Annotated in this window: 9 protein-coding genes and 1 pseudogene; 6 read left to right on the top strand and 4 right to left on the bottom strand. The window is 67.9% G+C overall.

Translation table 11 applies throughout. The features are described 5' to 3' along the window. Window positions 1–164 precede the first annotated feature (164 nt). The 6 genes and pseudogenes from AZOLI_RS08965 to AZOLI_RS31050 all read left to right on the top strand — a co-directional run. Window positions 165–1,721, top strand: a complete 1,557-nt coding sequence (locus AZOLI_RS08965; RefSeq protein ID WP_014248295.1) for a ferritin-like domain-containing protein — start codon at window positions 165–167, stop codon at window positions 1,719–1,721. Further along, window positions 1,718–3,130, top strand: coding sequence for a hypothetical protein (locus AZOLI_RS08960; RefSeq protein ID WP_014248294.1), 1,413 nt, complete (start codon window positions 1,718–1,720; stop codon window positions 3,128–3,130). The genes AZOLI_RS08965 and AZOLI_RS08960 overlap by 4 nt, the downstream gene beginning before the upstream one ends. After that, a complete protein-coding gene (locus tag AZOLI_RS08955; RefSeq protein WP_014248293.1) occupies window positions 3,130–3,993 on the top strand; it encodes a hypothetical protein in 864 nt (287 codons plus the stop codon). Before AZOLI_RS08960 ends, AZOLI_RS08955 begins: the two co-directional genes overlap by 1 nt. Continuing rightward, window positions 3,990–5,408 (top strand): radical SAM/SPASM domain-containing protein, encoded by a 1,419-nt coding sequence (locus AZOLI_RS08950; protein WP_014248292.1) that lies wholly within the window; start codon window positions 3,990–3,992, stop codon window positions 5,406–5,408. Before AZOLI_RS08955 ends, AZOLI_RS08950 begins: the two co-directional genes overlap by 4 nt. Further along, on the top strand, window positions 5,369–6,841 hold the full coding sequence (gene qhpG / locus AZOLI_RS08945; protein WP_244442464.1) for a flavin-dependent monooxygenase QhpG: 1,473 nt from the start codon (window positions 5,369–5,371) through the stop codon (window positions 6,839–6,841). Before AZOLI_RS08950 ends, qhpG begins: the two co-directional genes overlap by 40 nt. Window positions 6,842–7,200: 359 nt before the next feature. Then, window positions 7,201–7,413 (top strand): annotated as a pseudogene (locus AZOLI_RS31050) (transposase); the annotation flags it as partial. Window positions 7,414–7,882: 469 nt separating this feature from the next. Here AZOLI_RS31050 and AZOLI_RS08935 read toward each other — a convergent pair. From AZOLI_RS08935 to AZOLI_RS33045, 4 genes are all read right to left on the bottom strand, one after another. Further along, on the bottom strand, window positions 7,883–9,346 hold the full coding sequence (locus AZOLI_RS08935) for an HsdM family class I SAM-dependent methyltransferase (RefSeq protein WP_014248290.1): 1,464 nt from the start codon (window positions 9,344–9,346) through the stop codon (window positions 7,883–7,885). After that, window positions 9,343–10,977, bottom strand: coding sequence for a restriction endonuclease subunit S (locus tag AZOLI_RS32425; protein ID WP_014248289.1), 1,635 nt, complete (start codon window positions 10,975–10,977; stop codon window positions 9,343–9,345). The genes AZOLI_RS08935 and AZOLI_RS32425 overlap by 4 nt, the downstream gene beginning before the upstream one ends. Before the next feature lie 4 nt (window positions 10,978–10,981). Beyond that, window positions 10,982–13,717 (bottom strand): type I restriction endonuclease subunit R, encoded by a 2,736-nt coding sequence (locus AZOLI_RS08925; protein WP_014248288.1) that lies wholly within the window; start codon window positions 13,715–13,717, stop codon window positions 10,982–10,984. Between the two features lie 118 nt (window positions 13,718–13,835). Next, window positions 13,836–17,771, bottom strand: a complete 3,936-nt coding sequence (locus AZOLI_RS33045; RefSeq protein WP_014248287.1) for an AAA family ATPase — start codon at window positions 17,769–17,771, stop codon at window positions 13,836–13,838. Window positions 17,772–17,976 lie beyond the last annotated feature (205 nt).

The raw sequence follows: 17,976 nt of genomic DNA, 5'->3' as shown, positions 1-17,976 counted from the left end.
GCATATTCGATGATCAATATAACCATAAAGAGAAAGCGCTCCACAAATATCATCATATGTCGAGCCTTAAGCGCGGAAACATGACCCTCTGGTTGCTTTTGTATTCTATTGGCAACCAGTTGAAGCGCCTGTAGCCGCGCCCCGGTGCTCAGGGAGGTTTGACCGTGTCCACTCCTGCCACCCCATCATCCTGGAGCAACCCGCTCGGTGGCATCCGCTTCACCTCCACCCCGCTGGGGGAGATGGTGGAGATCGGCGATCCGACCACGACGACGTGGCGCGACCAGCTCATCAAGCTTCTGCATATCGACGCGGCCATCGAACATGGGCTGATGGTGGCCTATCTCTACGCCGCCTATTCACTGGCGGACGTGGATTTGCCGGCCAACCTGGACGCGGCCACGCGCGACCGCCGGCGCAAGGCACTGACGGGCTGGCAGGAGGAAATCCTCGCCATCGCCAAGGAAGAGATGGGCCATCTGGTGATGGTGCAGAACGTTCTGTCGCTGCTGGGCGCGCCGCTGTGCCTGTCGCGGGAGGATTTTCCGTGGGACAGCCAGTTCTACCCGTTCCCGATCAAGCTGGAACCGTTGAGCCGCGGGTCGCTCGCCGCCTATGTCGTGGCGGAGATGCCCAAGGGTTGGTTGGACGGCGTCATCCCGGCGGCGGCGGGCGACACCGGCTCGCCGACTGACGACGCCTATGTCAAGCGGCGGCTGCTGGCCGATCTGAACGCCTATCTGGGCTATACCCCGACGGCGGAAAAGCCCGTCGGCGTGAACCGGGTCGGGGCGCTGTTCAACGCGGTTCTCGCCATCCTGGAGGATCCCGACCGGCTGCCCGACTGGCACTTCAACGACAACCGTTACGCTTTGCAGGCGCAAGAGGCCGAATGGGCCAAGTATTTCCCGTCGCCGCTCCAGGAACGGGATGCCGTTTACCGCGACAATCCGGAATTGCGGCGCGGCAACCGCACCGGCGACGCCCAGATGATCATCGAACCGCTGGCGACCCGTGACGAAGCGGCGGCGGCCCTGAAACTGGTGGCGCATCAGGGGGAAAGCCCCGATACCACGCCCCCCGCCTCCAAGACCCCGTCGCAGGAGGCGAAATCGCATTTCGAACGCTTCTTCGCCATCTACAAGGAATGGCTGACCCTGGGGATCGACGCCAACCCGGCGGCCCGCATCCCGGTCAACCCCACCGAGATCCGGGTGGACGAGCGGCGGGATCCCGGAACCTCCACCTACATCGCCGACGCCCGCTCGAACCGCTGGGCCAAGCTGTTCAATCTGCGCTACCGGCTGTTGCTGACCTCGCTCGGCCATACCCTGCAAACCCGTCGCCACGCCGATTGCAGCGGAACGCCGGGGCTGCGCGGCACGCTGAACCACATGTGCTTCGGCGAAATGTACAATCTGAAGGCCATCGCCAACATTCTGGTGCGGTCGCCCCGCGACTCCCGCCGGGATCCCAAGCGCGCCGGGCCGCCCTTCCAGATGCCCTACGGAACCCAGCTTCCGGCGGCGGAACTGGATCGCTGGCTGCTCTACGCCGACATTCTGGAGGCGTCGCAGTCGATCACCTCCTGGCTGCTCGACGGCGACTCGAATCAGGCGGAGCGCGCCTACCTCACCCATCTGAGCGCCATGGACCGCAACACCCTGACGATGGTCAACGGCCTGATCGCGCGCTTCACTCTGACCAAGGGGGCGGAATGACCTCGCAACCCATAACCATCCTGGGCCTGCGCATTCTGCCGCCCATCGCCTTCGGCCGTCTGGGGTCCTCGGACACGCCGATGGACAATTATTCGGTGCAGCCCGACCCGAACGATCCGTTGGGCTACCGCCATCTCGCGGGCGAGGAGACCTTTCTGGTCGATCCGACGTCGGGGAACATCGTCCGGTCCTACGTTCCCGACACGCTGCGGCTGCGCGACGGCGGGAAGATCCGCCCGGTCTCACCCTTCCTGGAGGTTTGGGCGATCACGGCGGCCGACCGGATGGAGCCGTTGACGACCAGCCTGCTGACCGCCAACGGCCTGACGGCCCAAAGCGTGGTCTGGACCATCCAGGTGAAGAACAGCAAGGTGTTCCGCCGCACCGCCGACCCCAAGGACGATGTGGTGGCGGCACCGAAGCCCTTCAGCGACCATGCCAATTATGAGCTGCGCGGCACGGCGGCGAATTTCACCCCGAACAGCGCCATCAGCCTGGGATGGGTCCGCTATATCAAGCCGACCGCGGACTTCCCGCAAATTCGCCTGCGCTTCACGCCGGGCAAGGGCGGCGTCTATGGCCCGGCGGGGCAGAACGATCCCTCCGTTCCTCCGGCGAACCGGATCTACGCCCCGGCCAAGGGGGTGGGCTGGTACGGCTGGCGCAACCGCGACGCCAACGGCAAGCAGAAGACACCGGAAACGCTGGGACCGACGCTTTACGCCATCGAGCCGCCGGCCCCCGTCTGGATCAATCAGGGGGACATCGTCAGCCGGGGCTATCTGGACGATACCTGCGACGGCATCGTGACGGTTGGCATCGCCGGCAAGCCGACCCTGACGGCCACCGCCCGCATCGCCTCGGCCCCGCACAACTTCGTGCTCGACGCCGGCTTCCCGCGCACCCTGGCCGACGATCTGGAGCAGGCGTTGCTGGGGCCGACCGTCGATCCCAACGAGCCGCACGAGGTGACGTTGCAGCGGACGGAGGAGATCATGCGGCGGGCCTTCGAAACCGTCCGCTTCATGAACGTGCCGGTGCTGAACAACAATCTGGTGAAGGGTCGTCCCAACCTGGCGGACAACATGCCGGTGAACGACGCCATCGACGCCCGTCGTCCCTCCCAGCCGGCGGTCGCCACCGAAAACACCGACACGCTGGCGGTGACGCGCCTGCACCAGCAGGTGCTGACCACCATGCGGGCGTCGGTTCCCAGTTGGTTCCTGCGCCTGCTGCGCCAGCCGGAAGAGATCGGCGATCTGACGCCGCTGGGACGACGCAAGATGCCGGCCCTGATGAGCGGGGCGGAGGGGCGTTACATGACCCTGACCCGCCGCCAGATCAGCTTCTTCCGCAAGGCGGCGGAAAGCGCGCTGTTCCGTCCTGACGGCTCGAAGGATGTGAAGTGATGAGCGACCAGAACAAACGGCCCACGGTCCTCGACCCCCGGAACCTGTCGGCCCAACTGCATTACCGGCCGGCGGGGAACCCGCCGCCGGCGACGCTCGACACCACCATCGGCAACACCTGCCCCGGTCTGGAGTTCGACTTCCGGGCGGCGTGGCGGACGCTGCTGGTTGGCGTCACCCTGCTGGAACATGACAATCTGGTCATTGCGACCGAACCCGCCTTCGCCGCGATGAAGGGGCGGCGTCTGCTGCGGGTCGACGGCAAGCCGGTCATCACCAAGGTGATCGGCCCCTCCACCGACCTGACCACCACGGAGCTGCTGACGTCGGAGGACTACCCTGCCGGCGTCATCACCATGGAATGGTCGAACGGCTTCGCCGAGGTGCTGCGCAAGGCCGGCCAATCCGTGTCCTGCGAGTTCACCGCCCGCCCGCAGGAGGAGCGGATTTCCTACGAACAGGCGGTGAAGGACCGCAACGTCCAGGCCATCCAGTTCCAGGTCCGTCCCTTCTTCACCGCCAACACGGCGGCGATCGAACCGGCCACGGTTCCCGCCGGGGTGATGACCCAGGGCCTGTGCTCGCCCTGGCAGAACGATTACCGGGAGTGCGTCTGCTATTACTGGGCCTCCAGCCGTCCCGATTTCGTGAACGCCGAGGTCACGCCCACCGGCGAGGTGCGCGGCGACAACTGGATGCAGAAGGAACGCACCGGCACGTACGTCATCGACAATTACGAAGACAGCCGGATGATCACCTATGACGACCTGTTCCAGAATTGGGAAGAGGCGCTGAAGTTCCAGCTTGCGGGGCACGATGCCCCGGACGAGATCCCCCTGCCTTTCCCGAAGGACAAGGCATGACCGCAAGGCCCCGTTTTGCCCCTGCCATCGCAAGCGCGGCGGACCACTGTCACTCCGACGCCGCCGCGCTGGTGGCGGCGTCGGCTCCGCGGTCGGACGCCCTTCATCTGGTGGGGAGGGACGGGGACGATCATTTGTTCCTGGTCGATGGCAGCCGCCTGTTCCGCATCGATTCCGACCTGAGGATCCGCTTGGAACAGGCGACGGCCAACGGGCGGCTCGCCGGGCTTCTGGCCGAGCTGGGGTTGGACGGACCGCCCCTGATCGACGACCAGCCGGTCGCCGATCCGCCGCTGCACGCGCTGTCGCTGGCGGTCTCGCAGGCGTGCAATCTGGGCTGCGGCTATTGCTATGCCGGTCAGGGCAGCTTCGGCAAGGCGCCGCGCCGGATGCCGCTGGACACCGCCCTGGCGGCGGTCGAGCGGCTGGTGAACGGCGCGCCGGAGGGAGGGCGGGTGACCCTGGCCTTCATGGGCGGGGAACCGCTGGTCAACCGCCCGGTGATCCAGGCGGCGACCCGCCATGCCTTCGCCCTGGCGGCGCAACGCGACGTGCGGGTCAACGGCTCCATCACCACCAACGGCACGCTGGTGATCCCGGAAGACGGCGATTTCTTCGAAGAGTTCGGTTTCGCCGTCACCGTCAGCCTGGACGGCCCGGCGGACCGGCACGACCGCTTGCGGCCCTTCAAGGATGGGCGCGGCAGCTTCGACCGCATCATGGCCAACGTCGCCCCGCTGCTGAAGCGTCAGCGGCGGATGCAGGTGTCGGCGCGGGTGACGGTGACGCCGGACAATCTCGATCTGCCCGATACGCTGGACCGCTTCATCGCCGACGGCTTCCATTCGGTGGGATTCTCGCCCCTGCTGCGCGCCTCAGCCGGACGGAATGTGGCCGGACGCAACGAGATGGACGGGGACGCTCTGCTGGTCATGCTGGATCAGATGATCGCCTGCGGGGCGGCGTTCGAGGCGGCGGTGATGGCCGGGCGGCGCTATCCCTTCGCCAATCTGGTGAACGCCCTGCGGGAAATCCATCGCGGCACCCACCGCCCCTACCCCTGCGGAGCCGGGGCCGGCTATCTCGGCGTGTCGGCGGACGGTGATCTCTCGGCCTGCCATCGCTTCGTGGAGGACGAGGCCGGGGCGATGGGCGACCTGACCACCGGAGTCGACGCCGCCCGGCAGGCGGAGTGGCTGCGCGACCGCCATGTCCATCGCCAGGAACCCTGCCGGTCCTGCTGGGCGCGCTATCTGTGCGGCGGCGGCTGCCATCACGAGGTGCTGGGCGGCGGCCGCACCTCCTGCGATTACGTGCGCGGCTGGCTGCATTATTGCCTGGAAACCTATCTGCGCCTGTCGGACGCCCGCCCGGATTGGTTCGCCGGACCGCCCGCCGCGACGGCGGCGCCGTGACCCTGGACGCCGACATCGCAGTGGTTGGAGCCGGCCCGGCAGGCTGCGCGCTCGCCATCCGGCTGACCCAGCTGGGCTGGCGCGTGCTGCTGCTGGAGCGCAGCAGTCAGCCCCGGCGGCAGTCCGGCCAATCGCTGACGCCGGGGGTGCGGCTGCAACTGGCCCAGCTTGGGCTGGACGGGATGTTGCGGCTGTGCGGCGCCCGCCCGGCTCCCCGCTCGCGGGTACGGTGGCAGGGGGTGGAGGCGGAGGACCGCCTCATCCCGCAGGATCCGCCGCTGCTGATCGATCGTGGCCGCTTCGACGGGCTTCTGCGTGGGGCCGCCGCGGGGGTCGGTGTTCGGCTGCTGTGCCCCGCCGTTCTGATCGACCGCCACCCGACCCCCGAGGGCTGGATTCTGGCAATCGGCGACGCCGCGGGCGAACGGCGGGTCTCCGTCGCGACGCTGGTGGACGCGACCGGGCGGGCCGGTCTGCTGGCACGCGCGCGGACAGCCTGCGGACCGGCGACGCTGGCGCTGTACGCCGATTGGCAGGGGCCGGCTTTCCCCGACCTTCCCTGCATCGACACCGGGCCGGAGCATTGGGCCTGGGGCCTGCCGCGCGAGGATGGGTTGTTTTCCACCCTGGTCTTCATCGATCCCGACGCGACGCCCCGGCGGGCGGGCTTGGAGGCCTTTCTACGCCGCCTGCTTGCGGCCTCGCCCCTGCTGGGGGATTTCGCGGCGGCGACGCCGGTCGGGCCGGTGCGGGCGGTGGACGCCACCGCCTATCGCGCCGATGCGGTGAGCGGCCCCGGCTGGATCGCCGTCGGCGACGCGGCGATGGCGCTGGACCCCCTGTCGTCCAGCGGCGTCCAGAAGGCGATTCGCACCGCCCTGGCGGCGGCCATCGTCCTCAACACCCGCCTGCGCCGGCCCGAGGCGGCGGCATTGGCCGACCGTTTCTATGCCGACGACGTACGGGATGGGGCCGAGCAGCACCAGCGCTGGACCGATGGCTTTTTCGCCGCCGCCCGGCAATCGGTCGCCAGCCCCTCGGACGACGCTCCTTCCGGCCGCGGAACCTTCTGGCATCGCCGGTCCGGGAGGATGGCGGCCTTGCCGGCGGCCCCGCCCACCCCGCACTCGGCGGTGCTGTACCCAGACCAGCCGCTCACCCTGGCCCCGACAGCGCGGTTGGCGACGACCAGTTGTCTGGTCGGGGATTTCGTGGAGGAGCGCGTGGCCCTGCACCACCCCGCGCTCGGCCGCCCCGTCGCCTGGCTGGCGGGGGTGGAACTGGCTCCGCTAATGTCGGCCCTGCCGGCTGTCACCAACCGACGCGCCCTGATCGCCGACTGGTCGATCACCCTCGGTCCGCAACGGGCGGCCAGTCTGGTCGGCTGGCTGACCGGACACGACATCCTCCAAGCGGCGTGTGCCGAACGGTAAGCGGCATGGGGTGACGCCATAGATACCGCGGCGTTTGTGAAGCGGCAAAGCGGGTTGGAGGCCAGACCGGCCGCCCCGGGTCAAGGCGGGCGCTGACGCGCCCCCGCCTACGGCGACTGCGGCCTTGACCCGCGCCGTCCGGCCCGGCGATGGCTTGGCATGGGTCGGTCGGGGCGACCGACCGCTGGAGCTCAGGCGGTCGTCTCCTGAGGTGGTGAGGGCGACCAGGTGCGCCGCTGTTTGGCGACGGTCCAGACGGCGACCATCAGCTTGCGCATCGCGGCGATCAGCGCGACCCATCGTGGTTATTCGGTAGAGTCTGGTCACCACAACACAACCTCCACCGAAGGGTGACCACGATGACCGACGAGATGATGGCGCTTCGCGCGATGCTTGAGAAGGGCGCGGATGCCGATGTTCTGCGTGAGATGATCGGCTTTGCCGCCGAGCGGCTGATGGAGTTGGAGGTGCAGGGGCTGACCGGCGCCGGTCATGGCGAACGGTCAGCCGAGCGGCTGGTCCAGCGCAACGGCTACCGGGATCGCGACTGGGAAACCCGGAGCGGTTCAATCCTCTCAAGAAACGGGGCCTCCGGGAAACCCGGAGCGGTTCAGGTCGAGCAGATCCTATGGATCGTCGGGCCGGACCGGTCAGGGCAGGGTGGGAACACCCCGGAGGTGCTCAAGCATTTCGTTGGAAAGCTCGACCAGACCGTCATCGAAACCTTCGTCGATGACATAATTCCCAAGCTGTCCCTTCCCGGTGGCGAGCGAGCGCTGAGCCGGTTCAAGATCGAGTTCATCGAGCGGTGCCAGGATCTGCTCGACAAAGCCGCATCCGCGGGGCGCGGGAAATACGAGGCGAACGCCATGATCGAGTTCAGCCTCAAGGACGGCGTCGCGACGGTCAACGTCAGCGATCGCAATCCCCCGGCGTTGCGGCGATCTCCCCACGAACCCGGTCGCGTCCTGTGCTTGAAGGTCGTTCCCGTGCGGGACGAGCTCTGCCTCCTGGCGGCGTAGCCGCCCACCATTCCCCCACTCACCCCCCCGCCAGGCGGGCCGCCACGCTGCGGAAGCGTTGGAGGGCGGATTCCAAGCTTTCGGCGATTTCGGCGGCGATCTCGTCGGGGGGTGGAAGGCTGTCGGGGTCGTCCTGGGCGGAGTCCTTCAGCCAGAAGAGCTGGTCCAGGTTCAGCTTGTCGCGCCCGATCAGCTCCTCGTAGGGGAAGCTGCGGAAGCGTTCCGAGGGCTGGCGCGCCGCCCGTTCCGACAGCTTGGCGACGGCGACGAAGTCGTCGAGGTGGCTGCGCTTCAGCGGCCGTTCCTTCAAGGTGAAACGCTGGTTGGTGCGGAAGTCGTAGACCCACAAGGCCCGCGTCCAGGGCTGCTCCCGCCCCGGTTTCTTGTCGAAGAACAGGACGTTGGCCTTGACGCCCGGCTTGTAGAAGATGCCGGTGGGCAGCCGCAGCAGGGTGTGGAAGTCGAAGGAATCGAGCAGGCGGCGGCGGATCCGCTCGCCGGCCCCGGCCTCGAACAGCACGTTGTCGGGCAGCACGACGGCGGCCGTGCCATCCTCCTTCAGGATGGTCATGACGTGCTGGAGGAAGTTCAGCTGCTTGTTCGAGGTGGTGACGGTGAAGTCCGGGCGCTGGTAGTCGTCGCGCTCCGTGTCGATCTCGCCGTCGTCGGTGAAGACCTTGAAGCTCTGCTTGCGGCCGAAGGGCGGGTTGGTCAGCACATAGTTCCACCGGGTGCCGGGGTCGGCCAGAAGCGCGTCGGCGCGGTGGATGGGGGAGGCGCCGTCGCCGATGCCGTGCAGATAGAGGTTCATGGCGGCCAGACGCACCACGCCCGGCACGATGTCGTAGCCGGTGAAGGTCGCCTTGCGCAGCTTCTCCGCCATCCTGCGGTCGCGGGCGGCGGGATGGGTCTTCATATGGGCGTGGGCGGACAGCAGGAAGCCGCCGGTGCCGCTGGCGGGGTCGCAGACGGTGCGGCCGGGCTGCGGGTCCACCACCTCCACGATGGCGTCGATCAGGGGGCGCGGGGTGAAATACTGGCCGGCGCCCGACTTCACCTCCGCCGCGTTGCGCTCCAGCAACCCTTCGTAGATGGCGCCCTTCACATCGACGTTCAGGCCCAGCCACGTCTCCCCGTCGATTAGGCGGATCAGGCGCTCCAGCTTGGCCGGGTCCTCGATGGCGTTGCGCGCCTTCTGGTAGATGGTGCCGAGCAGCCCGTCCCGGCGGGCGAGGGTGGCGAGGATCCGGGCGTAGGCGTCCCCCAGCTTCTCCCCGCGCAGCGGCCTCAGCACGGCCCAGCGGCACCCCTCCGGCAGGATCGACGGCTCGCCCAGATTGTCCGTCCGCTCCTCGTCCATCTTCAGGAACAGCAGGCAGGTGATCTGCTCGACATAGTCGCCGTAGGACACGCCCGCGTCGCGCAGCACATGGGCGTAGTTCCAGACCTTGCCGACCAGGGCCGAATAGTAATCGTTGCTCACGCCGGGGTCTCCTTGGCGGGGGTCTTGCGCGGGCGCCCGCGGGGGCGGCCGGCGGGGCGGGTCACGGCGTCGGCCGTCGCGGCCTTGGCGGGTGGCCGGCCGCGCCGCTTGGGAGCCGGAGCGCCGGCCTTGGCCGCGCGCAGGCGGGCCAGCAGCGCCTCGGCCGGCTCGTCGTTCGGATCCTGCGGCACCAGCTTGCCGGAGAAGGCGGCGGCGAGGATGGATTGGCGGAGGCGGGTGGCTGCCTTTGATTGAGTTTCTATGTAGCTTTCGCCTTCAGACAATTGCTCGAAAAGAGTGGAAAGCGAGTTAATGATGACTTCGATTTCAGAATACGGCGGGAGCGGAATTGGCGTCATGCGCAACGATGATCCTGAGATTCCGTGCTGACCGGCCGAAGTGCTAATGCGGCTCTTCACAAACGACCTGGAATGCCCGCAGTTAATGAAAAGCTCGATGCAATCAGATACTCGGGATTTTCTCACGATAGGCTGCGCTCGCATAATTTTATCTGGATAGATTATTGCTCTTTTGCTGCGCAATATGCCGCAAACGCCTACGAAACTCGGCGAGCCATTGTAGCGAGTAAAAAGAAGATCCCCAGGGTGAGCATGAAATTTTTCGGCGCCAGTTGCCTCGGTATTTGCCAAATACCGGTAATCATCAGAATCTACGAATAGCGGGCGCACCGCGGAAATGCGAAGAATCGGTATGCCAGGAGGATCATTGCGTGGTGGGATGGAAATCCCATTTCCTTTAAAGACTGTGCATTGATCGAGAGTGGCCCAAACCCAGCCGGTTGGCAATGCAGGGAGCTTGGTTGTATCGGGTGCAATTGGCTCAACATACCGTGCTTTCCAAGCATTTTCCTTGGGCACCTCACCTTTGGCCTTCAGTTTGGCCAATTCATTCCGTTCCCATGCCTTGCGGCGCTCGGAAAGGCATTTCCGGAGAAGGTCCTCGCCGGTCTCGTCGGGCGGATTCGCCTCTCGCCATGCGCGCGTCAACTGTCCGGTGACGGCCGCGTTCAGCATCGCGCTGCGCAGTGCGGAAAGCCCTTCGTTCGCTTTCTCCAGTTCCTGCTCGCCGGCTTCGATCTCGCCGAACAGCTCCTCGATGCGGGCAACGATGCGGCGTTGTTCTTCGATCGGAGCAATTCGGTACGGTACCTTCTTCAAGGCCACGCCTGGAAGATGCTTGATGGTCGTTCCCGTGAAGAACTGTTCCAGCGCAGGGCCGGCGGCCAAATACTGGATTTGGTAGGCGATGTATTCCGGGAGAATGCTGTCGAAGCACCGCAGCCGATGCAACGCTTTCTGGAGCTTGATTTCCGTAGGACCAGCCCGCCACACGGCGCACCGTCCGGGTTCTCCGCCCTCGCAAACCAGAATGTCGCCGTCCTCTATGCCGTAGCGGTCGAGCTCGCCGGCTTCGAACGGCATCTCCAGCAGTTCGCCGAGATCGAAGCGCCCCCAGCGGACGTTGATGTTGCGCAGATAGGGCAACGGCTTTCCCGGCCGCTTTTTGCCCTTGTCCAGCATTTTGCCGAGGCAATGGTCCGCGAAGTCGTCAACCGTCGCCCACGCCCAGCCCGGCGGCAGGGCTGGCCGCGTGTCGGTGTCGTCGGTCATGGGGTCAGGCCACTTGCAGGGTTTCGGTCAGATCGTCCAGCAGCGCCGGCAGGCGGTCGCGGCCGAACAGGCGGTTGGCGGCGATGCGCCCGCCGCGTTCGGCGAAGCGGCCGATCTCCTGCAGGTCGGCGGGCGTCATCTCGACGTTCACCGCGATATGGTCCCTGAACAACCGCAACCAGTTCATCTGCTCATCCGTGTAGGGGCGCCCGGCCTTCTTCTCGCGGCCGATCCATAGATTGAATTGCCGCTCCACGTCCACCGAGAACGGATGCAATTCTCCGGTAAGGCCCAGCGCGAAGCGGGTCAGCGCGATCAGGTCGGCCAGCACGCGGCCCGGCGTCGGGTCGCGCACCTTGCCGCGCTCCAGCCGCTGATAGGCGGCCCAGATCGCCAGCGGCTCCAGTTCCCACGGCGGTCGGGTCATGGCGGCGCGCATCTCGTCCACCATGGCGTAGGTGAGGCGGCGGGCGGCGTAGGGGCGGCCATAGAGGATTTGGAGGGCGGCCAACTCGTCCCCCTTCTCTTCCAGGAAGCGGCGGAAGGCGGCCACCTTCTCCTCCGCCTGCCGGGCCTCGAAACCGCCGGAGATGACGCGGTCGGTGGAGATGCAGTCGATGGTCAGCTCCGACTGGTGCTGCAACTCCTTCAGCAGCCTGCGCAGTCGCGGGTCGTCGAAGAGGCGGGCCGCAGCCTCCTTCATGTCCGCCGCCACCCTGGCCTTGCCGGCATCGGACAGGGTGCCGCGCCGGCGCGCCTCCGCCTCCACCGCGTCCGCGTCGGTGGCCTCGAACAGGGTGCGGGCGATGGCGTGCAGGTCGCGGCCGGCGACGGCCTCCACCCGCGCGCGCTCCTCCGGCGGCAGTTTGGCGTTGAGCTTCGCCAGCCGGCCGGCGAGGGAGGACAGCGCGTCGTCCGTCCGCGCGCCGGCGGCGATGCGGTCGAGCAGCGTGTCGAACGGCACGGTGCGCTTGCGTTCCAGCGGCTGGGAGGGGGTCTTGGCGCTTTCCGACACGCCGACGGCGTCGATGACGATGAAGCGGTCCTTCACGGCGGCGTCGGGCGTGACCTGCCGCAGCTCGGTGGAGCCGATGGTGCGGGCGCCGCGGCCCTTCATCTGCTCGTAATAGATCTCCGACCGCACGTCGCGCAGGAACATCACCACCTCCAGCGGCTTGATGTCCGTGCCGGTCGCGATCATGTCCACCGTCACCGCGATGCGCGGGTTGTATTCGTTGCGGAACTCGTTGATCAGCTGGGCGGGGTCGGTGCCGGTGACGCGGTAGGTGATCTTCTTGGCGAAGGCGTTGCCCTTGCCGAACACCTCCCAGGCGGCCTTGACGATCTCCTCCGCGTGGTGGTCGTCCTTGGCGAAGATCAGGGTCTTCGGCACCTCCTTGCGGCCGGGGAAGAGCTGGGTCGGCAGCGCGTCGCGATAGGCCTCCAGCACCGTGCGGATCTGGTTGGGGACGAGGACGGAGCGGTCGAGGTCCTTCTTGGTGTAGGCGAGATCGGCCTCCAGCGTCTCGTACCGCTCGCGCCTCGTGTGGCGGTCGCGCTTGGGCACGCTGTAGCCGGCCTTGATCCGGCCGCCCTGCTCGCCGCGCTCCGTCCGGATGCGGAAGATCTCGTGGCCGACGTTCACCTCGTCGATCACCGACCGCTCGTAGGGATATTCCGACACCAGGTTGCGGTTGAAGAAGCCCAGCGTGTGGCCCGACGGCGTGGCGGTCAGCCCGACGACGAAGGCGTCGAAGTAATCCAGCACCTGCCGCCACACCCCGTAGATGGAGCGGTGGCATTCATCGACGATGATCAGGTCGAAGGTCTCGATGGGGATGTCGGGGTTGTAGGTGACCGGCCGCTCCTCCGCCGGATCGCCCAGCTCGAAGCCGGAGGTCTCGTCCAGCTCCTCGTCGATGTCCTCGCCGCGCAGCGTGGCGTAGAGGCGCTGGACGGTGGAGATGACGACGCTGCTGGACGGATCGACCCGCCTGCCGGAGAGATGCTGGATGTTGTACAGCTCCGTGAACAGCTTGCCGGTGCCCGGCGGTTGGAATCGCTGGAACTCCTTCCTGGTCTGGTCGCCCAGGTTCTTGCGATCGACCAGGAACAGGACGCGCCCGATGTCGGCGTGGGCGAGCAGGCGCATGACGAGGTTGCAGGCGGTGAAGGTCTTGCCGGCCCCCGTCGCCATCTGCACCAGCGCCCGCGGGTCCGCGCGCTTCAGAGACGCCTCCAGCCCCTCGATTGCCTCGACCTGGCACGCGCGCAGGCCGCGGGGGTCGAGCGGCGGCAGGGACTGGAGCCGGGCGCGCAGGCTGGAGCCCTTCTCCAGAGTCGCCAGCAGCGCCTCCGGCCGGTGGAAGGCGAAGACCCGGCGGGACCGCGGTTCCGGATCGCGCAGATCGCGGAACAGCGTCTCCGCCCCCGTGCTCTCGTAATCGAACAGCAGGTTGGGCGCCCAGGATTGCAGGTGCGCGGGTAAAGCACCCATGTAGCCGGCCGACTGCTCCGCCACGCCGGTCAGGGTCACGCCCTCCGGCTTCGCCTCGATCACGCCGCAGGCCTTGCGGTCCACGAACAGCAGGTAGTCGCAGGGACCGGCGGGCAACGGATATTCCCGCACCGCCACCCCCAACCCGGCGCCGAGGTTCATCTCCTCACGCTCCTGCACCATCCAGCCCGCGGCGGCGAGCAGGCTGTCGATGGTTTGGCGCGCTTTGGATTCAGGGGTCATGGGGATTGCGCCGACGGGATGTGGCGGGAACCGACAGAATAATGAATGGTTGAGACCAAGTCATTCCATAACGCGCCGTACGCGGCTCCGGGGTTGCGCCGCCTTTGCGTTCCGGCTCCTACGGCGCGGCGACCCGGTACCAGACGCCCAGCACGGGCGCGATCTCCAACGCCGTCGCAACGGTGTCGAAGCCTTCGGGCACGGGGCCGGGAAGGCGGGCGGGCAGGCTGTCTCCGGACAGCCCGAGGCTGTCGAGCAGGCGCACCCGGCCATCCCTGTCCAAGCGGCGGCCGAGCCGCTTCAGGACATGGTCGTCGGGCAGGCGCACCGCCATCGGCGTCCCCTCGACGGGCCAGCCATCAAGCGGTGCGCCGATCAGCGCGGCGTCGCCGACGCCCAGCATCGGATCGGCGCTGTGGCCCGTCACCACCGGCACGGCGGCCTTGAGCTTCGCCATCAGGGTCGGCTCGTCGCAGGCGGCGACCACCCCGCCGGCCGCCGCCACCGCCTGGAACAGGATGCCGGCGACGGGATGCACGACCTGCCGTTCCGGGTCGATCTCCATCAGGAAGGAATGGTCGGGGTTGCCGTCCAGGAACATGGCGCCCGATGTCGACGAGCGGCGCAGCCAGCCGGCGAAGCCCGTCAGGCCGTCCCAGACCACGGACAGCCCTTCCCCCGTCCGCGGTTCGCGCTCCACGACCAGCACGTCGCCCGGCCGGCAGAACGGCGTCAGCCACTTCAGGCCGGACCCGCAGGCGAACAGCGTGAAGCGGTTGGGATCGATGGCGAGATCGTCGACCGGTTCCGGGGCGCTCGCGTCGTCGGCGCTGGTGCCATCCCGCGCCGCCAGGGCGCCCTGCACCGGAATGGACAGGGAGGCGAAAGGCCGGGCCGGCAGCACGGCCGGGGTGTCGCTCGCCGGGGCGCGGCCGGCGGCGACCACCTTGTCCAACGCCTTCTGGCACTCCTCGATCAGGCCGACGATGGCGTTGATGTGCGGCTCCAATTGCTCGGCATGCCCTGGCTTCAGGTCGGCCAGCGGCACCCCGTGATGCGCCCAGTTGATGGCATCGCGAACCGTCTTGTCCTTCCAGGCCTCATGCTTGACGAGCGCGCGGAAACAGGCCTTGTCGTAGGGCGCGCCGCGCTTCGTCAGGTTTTCCAGCTTGTTGAACAGCGGTTCCAACGACTCGCTGCCGTCGATGGCGATCCGGCTCGACCATAGGAGGTCGCACAACGCCGTTTCCAGATAACGGCGGGCTTCGGCACAGAAGGCGGTGACGCAGCGCAAATCCTGATCCTGCTGCTTCCAGGCCCGCCTTGCGCGCTCCAACTCGGTGGCCAGCGGACGGACATTGGCGCGAAGCTCCCGGCTGGAGCGCGGCTGAATTTCGAAGCTGCGGACCGACCCCGCGGGCGCGTTGCGGCGCAGGGCCGCGGCGAAATGGTGGTTGAAGGTGACGATCAGCGGGCGCGTGCCGTCCTTCGGCAGCGACCCGAGCCCCGCGCCCAGCCGGCGCTGGTTGGCCTCGTCGAACAGCGACTGCGGGTCGTCGAGAAGGAGGAGGGAAAGCCCGCCATCGCGCTCCCGGATACGTTCGAGCAGCGCGATCGCGAAGGCGAACAGCCACGCGCGGTCGCGCGAGGCGTTCAGCACCTCCCCGCCGTCGCCCGTCACGTCATCGAACCGCGCCCAACGCTTCAGGCTGCCATCGACGACCTCCACGCGGTCGAGGTCCGGGCCGGCGGTGTTGGTGCGCTCGTAGAACCGGCCGCACAGCTTTTCCGTCCGGTCGTGCAGCGCCTTCATCAGCGTGTCGACCTGCGCATCGACCAGACCGGCGAGACCTTCCAGCTCGGCCACGGAACCGGCCGCGGCCTTGGCCCGGCGGATGTTCCGGCAGGGCAGGTCCCATTGGTTCTTCTTGCCTTGCAGGTCGTTCGCCGCGTCCCGCGCGATCTTGAGCGGCTGCTGGGCTTCGAGAATCTTCCGGATCTCGTCGAGCGCACGGAACAGGTTGAAGCCGGCGTCCCCCTGCGGCTCCACCAGCCCGGCCAGCGCCGCCACCGCGGCGTCCGACGCGCGCACCCAGTCGGCACCACCGATGGCCGCGGCGACGGCGGCCAGACGACCGGCGCAGCTTCCTTCCGCCAGCGCGTCGGGCAGGCCCGGCAGCACCGGGTTCGTCACCGGTGGGAAGCCGGCGGCGACGGCCGCGACCTCCTCCCGCAGCCGTGTGGCGAGGCCGCCCAGATGCCCGGTCAGGTTGGCCGCCTTGACGAGGCCATCGGCGAACGCCTGGGCCAGGGCGACCGCAGGCCCGGTGCCTGTCCGTTCGGATGCCTGCCGTACGCTTGCCGACAACTCCTGGTCCAGGCGGGCGCAGGCGGCACGCTCCCACTGCGTCGCATCGACGTGGGAGGCGGCCTGTTGGCGGTCGACCTCCGCCATCGCTTCCGTGATCTCGACCGCCAGTGTCCGGTCGGTCAATCCCTTCAGGGGAGTTTCGCACACCGGGCATTCACCCGGCGGCCAAGCCCCCGGCGCGTTGGCGTCGGCCCAGCGGCGCAGCGTGGCGTAGAGGCGCAAGCGCGCCGCGGACTGCCGGTCGGCGTCGATGCGGGCGAAGGCGTGGGCATCGCCCGCGATGGCGGTGGCGAGTTGGGTGGCGGTTTCGGCGTCCTCCGGGGCGATGGCGCGCCAGGGTGCCAGGGCGCTGTCGATGCGCTGGCGCACGGCCTCCGCCTCGCAAACCGTCAACGCTCGCCGCACCTGGTCGAGGAGGGTGCCGATGACATCCGGCTCCAGATCGAGCCCCGTCGAGTCCTTGATGATCCGCTTCGCCTGCGCCTCCCGTTCGGCGAGCGCCGCATCGAGCGCCGCGAGGGCCTTGGCGTAGGCGGCCCCCTCGTCCTTCACGTCCGGGGCGTCCGGAATGGCCACGGTCAGCGGCGGCTGTACGCCCTCCAGCGCGGAGCGCAGGGTCGTGGCGGCCCTTTTGAAGTCCGGCTCGAACTTCTTGAGAGCGTTGCGCTGTTTCTTCGGGTACTCCTCCTTCAACCAGCGTGCAAGACCATCGGCCGCCCGTTCGCCCAGCCGTTTCAGCGGGGCGACGCCGGTCAGTTCGGCGACGCCGCGGGTCAGGGCGTTCGGCCCGTCCAGCCGGATGAAGGGCAGCCGCGCCATGGTGAGCGCGCTGGACTCCAGCGCCAGCTCGGACACGCCGAGGGCGGCGGCCACGCCCACCGTCCGCTCACCGTCGTCGCTGACGATGCGCACGGCGGACTCGAAGCCGTCCCCGGCCCGCCGGATCTCCCGCCGGAGCGTCAGGCGCCTGCCCCCGTCGTCCTCCAGGTTCAGCGTGACCGATGTGGCGAGCAGAGGCGTGCCGCCGCAACCCTCCAGGTGCGATCGGCCGGGGATGGGAACGATGGTGGGCAGCTCGAAGCCGGCGGTGCCCGCCGCGGCGTCCGGCGGGGTGTAGCGGTTGACCAGGGTCGTGAAGGAGGCGGGCTCATTGTGGGTGCGCGGCACCTGGCCGGTCAGCCCCCAGCACAGAGCCTTGGCAATCTGGCTCTTGCCGGCACCGTTGGGGCCGATCAGCAGAAGGATGTCGCCATCGGTGGACAGCGGCAGTTCCGGTGGGGCCTGCCCGTTGCCGTCGCAATGGGCGTGCAGGCCGCCGAACTGGCCGATGGAGGCACTCACCAGATGCCAGCGCGGACGCGTTCCGTCGGCCGGAAGATCGACGGCCCAACCGGCCGGAAGGGGGCCGTCCAGCGCATCGAGCAAATCGTCGATCTCGCGTTCCCGCACCTGTTCCCGCTTCGTCGTGTCCCAGAGCGTCCGGCGCGCCTCCTGCGCGTAGAAGGCCAGCGCCTTGCGCGCCCCGTCGCCCAGCGCGAACGGCGTTCCGGTTCCGGGCAACAGCGCGCGCCCGGCCAGCAGCGCGCCGATCGCCTGGTCCGGCGTCAGGCGCGACAGGTCGATGGGCCCGTCCTCGGCGGACGGAGGGGCGACCAGGAGATCGCCGGAAGCGGTGTCGGTCATCGAACGGTATCCGCGGCTGCAACCGAAGAGTGGCGGGTAAGGGAGGATAGAAGGCGTCCGTTAACTCTTCGTTTCGCGGAAATGAATATGAAAGTATGTCGCCCTGGTCGGAAAGTTCGAGATCCTTGTCGTATCCCGCGCGCTCTGGTTTCATCGTGCTGCCCTGTGGGGGATGGCGTTCCGTACCTGACCATTCCCCCGTGCG

The sequence above is a fragment of the Azospirillum lipoferum 4B genome (assembly GCF_000283655.1).
GTDB lineage: Bacteria > Pseudomonadota > Alphaproteobacteria > Azospirillales > Azospirillaceae > Azospirillum > Azospirillum lipoferum_C.
This window is presented reverse-complemented; position numbering and strand designations above follow the sequence as displayed.